We start from the raw sequence: 1,984 nt of genomic DNA on the forward strand, positions 1-1,984 counted from the left end.
CTTCTCGAACGTCGCCTGCACGTCGATGTCACAGAGGACGCCGAACCCCTCATCTTCGAGAGCGCTGATCGCCCGTTCGACGACCTCGTCGAACTGTCCATCCACCTGTTTTCGCGTTGTGTAGCTCATAGTATGTGTGTGAAGTGCTTACGGAGTTGATGTTCCGTTTCAGACGAGCAGCTGGATATCGGCATCGGCCATACGCTGGAGGGCCGTCGCGGCGCCGACGCCGACGGTGACGCCGTCGTAGAACTCCGTTTCGTCGTAATCCATTAGTTCGATGGTCATCTGACAGGCCTGCAGGTCGACCCCTTGATCGAGTGAGACGTCGATGAGTTCCTCGATGGTCGCCGTCCCGTTGTCGGCGATCTTCTTGTTCATCATCTTCGTCGCCATCGAATCCATCCCCGGCAGCGACGCGACGGCGTTCGGCATCGGCATGCTCGGATTGCCGACCGCCGAGAGCTTGAGGTTCTTCGATTTCTCCTCGTGAAGGATGTCCAACCCCCAGAACGTGTGGAACACCGTCACGTCCCAGCCGAACGCCGCCGCAGTCGAGGCGAGGATGAGCGGCGGGTAGGCCATATCGAGCGTCCCCTTCGTCGCGATGATGACCATCGACCGCTGGTCGTCATCGACCGCCGCTCTGAGGTCGGCGAGTTCCTCGCGTAGCTCCTCGACTTCCGCGGCTAGCTCCGCCGCGGACCGGTCTTCAGGGGCGTTGGTCGGGTCGGCAGCGTCCCGTGTGTCCGAGTTGTCGGGCGTGTCTGTACTCATAGTTACTCCGTTTTGCGCACGTAGTGTTTGAACACGTCCCCGTCCTCTTCCTGGTCGAGGAGTTCGACGCCCGGGGTCGTCTCCGCCCACCCCGTCAGGTCACTCATGCTGCCGGAGTCGGTGGCGAGCACCTCCAGCACGTCCCCCTCGCTCAGGTCGTCGATAGTTCCTTTCGTCTTCACGACCGGCATCGGGCACGATTCGCCTTTCACGTCGAGCGTCTCGGTGACAGTGTATTCCGTACTCATTGTTGATGTGCCCACTCTGTATTGGGCGTACACCACAATATCGGCGGGACAGTAAAAAGAGTGTCGGTTATTGGGGACTGTACACACTAACGGATACGCCTAAATCCACTTACAAGCGTTCAGAGGGCTTAATAGGGCAATATTCTCTGCCGTCACCCGACTCAGTATTGTATATTTAGAGAAATACCATAGAAACGCTTTTGTGAGGTGACCCGGTAGTGAGAGGTACAGATGAACGCTTCCGAACCGGACGCGGATGTGGAATCGGTCGCACCCGAAGCGCTCAAGCAGCGCATCGATGCGGGTGAGCCCGTTGCGATCCTCGACGTGCGAGCCGAAGACGAGTTCGAAGAGTGGGGTATCGACGGCGACAGTGTCGAGGTCGTCAACCTCCCCTACTTCGAGCTACTCGACGGCGTGAGCGAGGCGCAACTGGAGCAAATCCCCTCCGGCGACCCTATCGTGGTCGTCTGTGCGAAGGGGGGCTCGAGCGAACTCGTCGCCGACCACCTCCTCGACGCCGGGCGTGACGCGGTCAACCTCGAGGGCGGCATGAAGGGGTGGGCACGGATCTACGAGTACCGAGAACTCGACGCCGATACCGACGCGACGGTGGCGCAGTACCAGCGCCCCTCCAGCGGCTGTATGGCCTACATGGTCGTCAGCGACGGCGAAGCCGCCGTGGTCGACCCGCTCCGGGCGTTCGTCAACGATTACGTGCAGGACGCGCGGATGATGGGAGCGGAGATCAAATACGCGATCGACACCCACGTCCACGCTGACCACGTCAGCGGCGTCCGCGAACTCGCGGCCGAGACGGGCGCACGGGTCGTCCTCCCCGAGTCGGCCGTCGAGCGCGGCGTCGAGTACGACACCGACTACGAGACGGTCGCCGACGGCGATACGCTCTCGGTCGGTGCGGTCGATATCGACGTGCTCCACACGCCCGGACACACCTA

The 1,984-nt window shown here is 61.3% G+C and carries 3 protein-coding genes and 1 pseudogene; 1 reads left to right on the forward strand and 3 read right to left on the reverse strand.

The window, feature by feature from the left end; all coding sequences use genetic code 11:
- The 3 genes and pseudogenes from C474_RS23660 to C474_RS07640 all read right to left on the reverse strand — a co-directional run.
- Window positions 1–129 (reverse strand): annotated as a pseudogene (locus C474_RS23660) (DUF302 domain-containing protein); the annotation flags it as partial.
- A 39-nt stretch (window positions 130–168) separates the two neighbouring features.
- The gene (locus C474_RS07635) at window positions 169–777 is read right to left on the reverse strand and encodes a DsrE/DsrF/DrsH-like family protein (protein ID WP_008385552.1); all 609 of its coding nucleotides are present in this window, start codon (window positions 775–777) and stop codon (window positions 169–171) included.
- Between the two features lie 2 nt (window positions 778–779).
- Entirely contained in the window at window positions 780–1,025 is a 246-nt protein-coding gene (locus C474_RS07640; RefSeq protein WP_008385554.1) for a sulfurtransferase TusA family protein, read from the reverse strand.
- Window positions 1,026–1,256: 231 nt separating this feature from the next.
- Between C474_RS07640 and C474_RS07645 the strand changes: the two genes are divergently transcribed.
- Window positions 1,257–1,984 (forward strand): rhodanese-like domain-containing protein (locus C474_RS07645; protein ID WP_008385556.1); only part of this gene is annotated, 728 nt, incomplete at its 3' end.

It is taken from the genome of Halogeometricum pallidum JCM 14848 (assembly GCF_000337095.1).
In the GTDB taxonomy this organism is placed as follows: domain Archaea; phylum Halobacteriota; class Halobacteria; order Halobacteriales; family Haloferacaceae; genus Halogeometricum; species Halogeometricum pallidum.

Coding starts and splice junctions, on each gene's coding strand:
- C474_RS07640 (WP_008385554.1), bottom strand. CDS start 1,025: ATGAGTACGGAATACACTGTCACCGAGACGCTCGACGTGAAAGGCGAA.
- C474_RS07635 (WP_008385552.1), bottom strand. CDS start 777: ATGAGTACAGACACGCCCGACAACTCGGACACACGGGACGCTGCCGAC.